This window comes from Azoarcus sp. TTM-91 (assembly GCF_012911025.1).
GTDB lineage: Bacteria > Pseudomonadota > Gammaproteobacteria > Burkholderiales > Rhodocyclaceae > Azoarcus.
Genome location: NZ_WUEI01000180.1, coordinates 1 through 5,866, shown reverse-complemented (window position 1 = coordinate 5,866; position 5,866 = coordinate 1). Strand labels below are relative to the sequence as shown.

The window sequence follows — 5,866 nt, the reverse complement described above, 5'->3', positions numbered from 1 at the left end:
GCGTTGGAAGGGGGGGGGTGCCGGCGGGCGGTATTTGCATGCGCCGGTCCAATGCCTGATCGCAGACTACGCGCCGGGTTGCTTCAAAGTTGTGACAGTCGGTGACCTTGCCCGCGCGGGCCGGCGGCTGCGCTGCTGCGCCGGCTGCCGGCCGCGGCGGGCGGATGAAGGGGATGATGACGGCGGTCCTGTCCCGGCGCTGTGCTTGCATGGCGTTCTCCCTGTTACATCGTATGCGGTATGCATTCGTCCTCGCGGGCCGGGATGCTGCCGGGGCTCACGGCTAGGCCGGCGACGGGCATAAAGAGGCCGGCCATCACCGACGGCCGGCGCTGAAACGAAGTCGGGAACTTCGTGAAGAGGAGATACGGTGCCGTCGCGCGGTCCGTAGCTGCACTTTAGCTGCGCCCAGCCGGGCTGTTCGTCGGCGGCGGGCGCGTCACGGCGTGGGATTCGTCCGACACGGGGGCGCCCGCAGGGCTCATGGCCCCCGCCCTCCTGCGGCCGCTGCCAGAATCGGCTTACATCCGTTTCGGACTGGGGGAAGCAACCCTTTTCCGCCTGCCGGTTTCCAACTTGCGTCTGCCATTGATCCGCTTCGTCCGCCCGGGTCGCCGGCAGAGTCGATACGCGTCGATATGACAAGGAGACTGACATGAGCACGATGAGCCTCTTCGGAGAAAGATCCCTGACCCTCGTTGCCGCCACCTTCCGCGATCCGGATTCCGCTAGCCGCGCGGCCTCCACCCTGCGTGACCGTCGCCCGCTGCGGCCGGCCCAGGTGCAACTGGTGAGCCCGCATGACCCCGACCTCAGCCGCAAGCTCGAACCCGAGCAGGCCGGCATCTGGCATACCCTGCTGCGCTCCCACTTGAAGCTGGGCATCGCCGGCCTTATCGCCGGTCTGCTGGTGGGCGGCGGCCTGGCCGCTGCGGGCATGCCGGCCTTCTTGTCCTCTCCCGGCATGGCGCTGGTGGCCATCGGCATGTTCGGCATGTTCGGCGGCATGTTGCTCGCCGGCTTGCTGAGCGCCCGCCCCGACCATGACGTGGTGATCAATAGCGTGCGTGACAGCACCGACGTCGGCTACTGGGCGGTGGTGGCCCACCCTGCCGATCAGGAGCAGGCCAAGCTGGCCGAGGAGACGCTGGAGCGCGCCGGCGGTGACGTGGTGCGCTCCATCTGAGGGCGGCGCAAACCGCCTTGCCGCCCACTCGTGTCGGACGATGCCGACAGCGTTTTAGGACGCGACCGATGGGGCAGGGCGGGGCGGTTTTCTAGACTGGAATCGTGCATCGGCGGCCATCGCCGCCAGGCCGGATCCCGTATCCGGCAGGCGTCCCGGCCGCACGGCGTACTTCAACCAACCCCGGGATGAAGTCCCGGCAACGGAAGCAGAAGGAGACCGACCATGAACCGCGACATCATCGAAGGGAACTGGAAGCAACTGAAGGGCAAGGTCCGCCAGCAATGGGGTAAGCTCACCGACGACGACGTCGATGTGATTGCCGGCAAGCGCACCGAGCTGGCCGGCCGCATCCAGGAACGCTACGGCGTGACCAAGGATGAAGCGGAGCGGCGGGTGAAGGAGTGGGAAGACACTCTTCCCCACTGACCGCCGCCGAACGACGGGCCCTGCGGGGCCCGTCCCACCCCTCGCTCCCCGAACCGCAAGGAGAACCGCATGACGCCCCCGACCCAGGCCACCGACTCCAAGGCCCTCCAGCAAACGCCGGCCGGCTCCGCCCCCCAGGCCGAAGAGAGCACCTTCCTCACCGACGTCGCCGCGCTGCGCGACCGCGCGCGCCAGCATATCGAGGACGGCGTGCTCACCTCAGGCTATGGGCTGGACCCGGAAGTCGCGGTGAACATCCTGAATGCCGCGCTGGCCACCGAGCTGGTGTGCGTGCTGCGCTACCGCCAGCATGCCTTCGTCGCCACCGGCATCAACTCGGAACCGATCGCGGCCGAATTCCTCGTGCATTCCAACGAGGAATTGGCCCACGCCGACCAGATCGCCAAGCGCATCGTGCAGCTGGGCGGCTCGCCGGAGATGGACCCGGCGCGTCTCACCAGCCGCAGCCATGCCGAATACGTCACCTGTGACACGCTCAAGGACATGATCCGCGAGAACCTGATCGCCGAGCGCATCGCCATCGAGAGCTATCGCGAGATGATCCGTTTCTTCGGCGACCGCGACCCGACCACCCGCCACATGCTGGTCGGCATCCTCGCCACCGAGGAAGAGCATGCCGACGAGCTGGCCGACCTGTTGAGCTGACCAGCCGCCGGCGCCAGCCGCAGCGCCTTCGCCCTGCAACCTCCCCATGCCTCGCCCGGCGAGCGCGGAAGGCGGTTTCAGGGCGAAGTGCTTTTCGTGCTCCAATCGCCCGCTGGACAGCTCAGGGCCGCCGGGGAACGAAGCCCGGGGGCCTGCCTCAAAGGCCGCGTGGATACTCTGACTCATGCCCTCTCAGGCGCCCTCGTCGGCCGCCTGCTCGCCCCCTCCGCCTCGCCCTCCGTCCTCAGCCCGCCGCGGGTGCGGACCTGGCAGGTGGTTGCCGCCGGCTTCCTCGCCGCGGCCTTCCCGGACATGGACTTCGTGCTCGGCTACATCTCCGAGCTCACCTACCTGCGCGGCCATCGCGGGCTCACCCATTCCATCCTGCTCCTGCCCTTGTGGGGCCTGCTGCTGGCCTGGCTGTTCTCCCGCCTGCTGCGCCCGCCGGGCGTGGCGGCCAGGCCGGACTGGAAGGCCTTCTACGCAGTGAGTTGCGCGGCGCTCGCCATCCATATCGCCGGCGACCTCATCACCCAGTTCGGCACCATGATCCTCGCGCCGTTATCGGACCGGCGCTTCGGCATCGGCACCACCTTCATCATCGACCTGGTGTTCACCGGCCTCATCGTCGCCGGCCTCATCGCCAGCGCCTGCTGGCGGCGCAGCAAGCTGCCGGCGGCGGTGTCGCTGGTCTTGCTGGCGGGCTGGGTCGGCGTTGGCTGGATCGGCCGTGGTGAGGCGGTGGAGGCCGCCCGCGCCTACGCCGCGCGCCAGGGCATCCCGGTGGTGGCGGTGGACGCGGCGCCGCGGCCGGCCTCGCCCTTCAACTGGACCGCCATCGTCTTCGACGGCGAGCGCTATCACTACGCTCACATCAACACCCGCCGCAGCGAGCCGCTGCCGCTTACCGGCGACGACAACTTCATCCGCCGCTTCTCTGCGCCTTACCTGCCGGTGGCGATGGCGCAGTGGGAGAACACCCCGATGTTCGGCGGCGATCCGGCCACGGCCGCGGTGGCGCGCGCGGTGTGGGACAGCCCGCAGTTCGCCTTCTACCGCTGGTTCGCCATGTTCCCGGTGCTGGACCAGGCCAGCGCCGGCAGCCAGCCCGGCAGCGGCTGCGCCGGCTTCCGCGACCTGCGCTTCGACACGCCGGGGCGCGCCTCCTTCGGTTTCCGCTATGGTTTGTGCCGTGAAGCTGCGGATGCGCCCTGGCGCTTGTACGCGGAGGCGGAGAACGGCCGGCGCTGGGTGGACGACGCGAACCTCGCCGTGGGCGCTGACCCGGGGGCGGCGCAAGCCGGCACCGCCGGCCACCCCGCCCGCGCGGCGGCGCGCTGAGGTGCAAGGCCGGCATTCAGCGCGCAGGCGGCGGACGCCGCGTCGCCAGCCTGGAATGCACCCCGCCTGAACGGATGTCCGTCCGGCCAGCGCCCCAGCTTCTTGGCCCCGTCCATAACGACAAAGAGGACTTGCGATGAAACCCCAACTGCTCCGGCTCGGCGACTTTCCCCCCAAGGTCGTGGCCCAGATCGAAGCCCGCTTCAGCTGTCACGATGCGGCGGCGCTGGAGGCAGACCCGGCGCTGCGCGAGTCCATTAGCGGCGTCATCACCCGCAGCGACCATGTGATTCCGCCCGAAGCGCTGGACGATCTGCCGGCGCTGCGCATCATCGCCACCACCGGCGTCGGCTACGACGGCATTCCGCTGGCGCTGGCGCGTGACCGCGGCGTGGTCGTCACCAACACCCCGGGTGTGCTCAACGCCGCGGTGGCCGAGTTCGCCGTTGCCATGCTGCTGGGGCTGCTGCGCAAGGTGCCGGAGTCCGACCGCTACGTGCGTTCCGGCGAGTGGAAGAAGGATGGCTTCCCGCTCGCCATCGGCCTCTCCGGCAAGCGGGTCGGCATCGTCGGCATGGGCCGCATCGGCAAGGCCGTCGCCGAACGGCTGGCGCCCTTCCAGGTGGAACTGGCCTACCACGGCCGCCACGATCAGGGCTTGGACTACCGCTACGAGGCCGACCTGATCAAGCTCGCCACCGAATGCGACGTGCTGGTGGTGGTGGTGCCCGGCGGCGCGGCAACCGCTGGCCTGATCGACGACAAGGTGCTGGCCGCGCTGGGTGCCGACGGCTACCTGGTGAACATCGCCCGCGGCACCGTGGTGGACGAAGAGGCGCTGATCAACGCCCTGCAGAACCGCCGTATCGCCGGCGCCGCGCTGGACGTGTTCCGCAACGAGCCCGGCATAGACCCGCGCTTCTTCACCCTGGACAACGTCTTGCTGGCGCCGCACGCCGGCAGTGCCACGGTGGAAACCCGCGGCGCCATGTTCCGCCTGGCGCTGGATAACCTGCAGAGCTTCTTCAGCACCGGCGCGGCGCTGACGCCGGTGCCGCTGCCGAAGGCTTGAGCTGCGGAATGGCGGCGGCTGCCACCTCGCATGTCATGCCGGCGGCGGCCGGTCCACCCAGCCTCACTTCCCGCCCGGCACCGTGCCCTGCACGCCTTCCACGTAGTAGTTCATCGCCAGCTTGTCCTTGTCGGCCAGCGCCTGGCCGGCGGCGACCACTTCCTTGCCGGCCTGGTCGCGCAGCGGGCCCTGGAATACCGGGCGGCTGCCGTCCAGCACGCCCTTGCGGCGCTCGGCCAGCAGCTTCTTCGCGTCTTCCGGCAGGGCGGCGGCGAGGTGGCCGAGGTCGATAGCGCCTTCCTTCAGGCCGTACCACACTTGCTGCTTGGGCTCGAACTTGCCGGCCAGCACCTCGCCCACCACTTTCTTGTACCAGACGCTCCAGTCGATCTCGCTGGCCGCCAGCTGGGCCTTGGGGCCGAAGCTGGTCATGTCCGAATCCCAGCCGAAGGCGAACACGCCCTTCTCCTGCGCCGCCTGCAGCACCGCCGGCGAGTCGGTGTTCTGCATCAGCACGTCGGCGCCCTGGGCGATCAGCGTCAGCGCCGCCTGGCGCTCCTTGCCCGGGTCGAACCAGGAATTCACCCAGATCACCCGGGTGCTGGCCTTGGGATTGACGCTGCGGGCACCGATGGTGAAGGCGTTGATGTTGCGGATCACCTCCGGGATGGGGTGGGAGCCGACCACGCCCAGGTTGCCGCTCTTGCTCGTCTTGCCCGCCAGCACGCCGGCCAGGTAGGCGCCCTCGTAGGTGCGCACGTCGTAGGTCCCCATGTTGGCGGCGGTCTTGAAGCCGGTGGCGTGCTGGAACACCACCTTGGGGTACTGGCGCGCCACTTTCAGCGTGGCGTCCATGTAGCCGAAGGAGGTGGTGAAGATCACCCGGTGACCATCCTGGGCGAGGTTGCGGATCACGCGCTCGGCGTCGGCGCCCTCGGGCACGCTCTCGATGAAGGTGGTCTTCACCTGCCCGGCAAAGGCGGCTTCCAGCGCGCGGCGGCCGAGATCGTGGGCGAAGGTCCAGCCGGCCTCGCCCACCGGGCCGACGTAGACGAAGCCGACCCTGAGTGGTTCGGCGGCACGCAGGGCGGCGCCGGGCAGCAGCGAGGCGGCGGCGAGGCCGGCGGTCCATTTGAGGGCGGTGCGGCGAGAGGGCATGGCAAGTCTCCGGT

General features: G+C 69.4%; 7 protein-coding genes. 5 read left to right on the top strand and 2 right to left on the bottom strand.

All coding sequences use genetic code 11. The features are described from left to right. Window positions 1-211 (bottom strand): hypothetical protein (locus GRF61_RS24660; RefSeq protein ID WP_211166156.1); only part of this gene is annotated, 211 nt, incomplete at its 3' end. Window positions 212-655: 444 nt separating this feature from the next. Here GRF61_RS24660 and GRF61_RS22990 point away from each other — a divergent pair. The 5 genes from GRF61_RS22990 (at window position 656) to GRF61_RS22970 (ending at window position 4,694) form a co-directional block, all read left to right on the top strand. Then, window positions 656-1,186, top strand: coding sequence for a hypothetical protein (locus GRF61_RS22990; protein ID WP_169152949.1), 531 nt, complete (start codon window positions 656-658; stop codon window positions 1,184-1,186). 225 nt (window positions 1,187-1,411) lie between these two features. Further along, window positions 1,412-1,615: a CsbD family protein gene (locus GRF61_RS22985; RefSeq protein WP_169152948.1), complete on the top strand. Its 204-nt coding sequence runs from the start codon at window positions 1,412-1,414 to the stop codon at window positions 1,613-1,615. Window positions 1,616-1,684: 69 nt separating this feature from the next. Further along, entirely contained in the window at window positions 1,685-2,281 is a 597-nt protein-coding gene (locus GRF61_RS22980) for a ferritin-like domain-containing protein (RefSeq protein WP_169152947.1), read from the top strand. A 168-nt stretch (window positions 2,282-2,449) separates the two neighbouring features. After that, entirely contained in the window at window positions 2,450-3,622 is a 1,173-nt protein-coding gene (locus tag GRF61_RS22975; RefSeq protein WP_169152946.1) for a metal-dependent hydrolase, read from the top strand. Window positions 3,623-3,758: 136 nt separating this feature from the next. Next, a complete protein-coding gene (locus GRF61_RS22970) occupies window positions 3,759-4,694 on the top strand; it encodes a 2-hydroxyacid dehydrogenase (RefSeq protein WP_169152945.1) in 936 nt (311 codons plus the stop codon). Window positions 4,695-4,757: 63 nt separating this feature from the next. On the opposite strand, the gene GRF61_RS22965 is transcribed toward GRF61_RS22970, so the two are convergent. Then, window positions 4,758-5,852, bottom strand: coding sequence for a BMP family ABC transporter substrate-binding protein (locus tag GRF61_RS22965; RefSeq protein WP_169152944.1), 1,095 nt, complete (start codon window positions 5,850-5,852; stop codon window positions 4,758-4,760). Between the last annotated feature and the right edge of the window lie 14 nt (window positions 5,853-5,866).

What these genes read in the sequence shown, in the direction of transcription:
- GRF61_RS22965 (WP_169152944.1), bottom strand. Translation starts at nt 5,852, where the DNA reads ATGCCCTCTCGCCGCACCGCCCTCAAATGGACCGCCGGCCTCGCCGCC.
- GRF61_RS22990 (WP_169152949.1), top strand. Translation starts at nt 656, where the DNA reads ATGAGCACGATGAGCCTCTTCGGAGAAAGATCCCTGACCCTCGTTGCC.
- GRF61_RS22970 (WP_169152945.1), top strand. Translation starts at nt 3,759, where the DNA reads ATGAAACCCCAACTGCTCCGGCTCGGCGACTTTCCCCCCAAGGTCGTG.
- GRF61_RS22980 (WP_169152947.1), top strand. Translation starts at nt 1,685, where the DNA reads ATGACGCCCCCGACCCAGGCCACCGACTCCAAGGCCCTCCAGCAAACG.
- GRF61_RS22985 (WP_169152948.1), top strand. Translation starts at nt 1,412, where the DNA reads ATGAACCGCGACATCATCGAAGGGAACTGGAAGCAACTGAAGGGCAAG.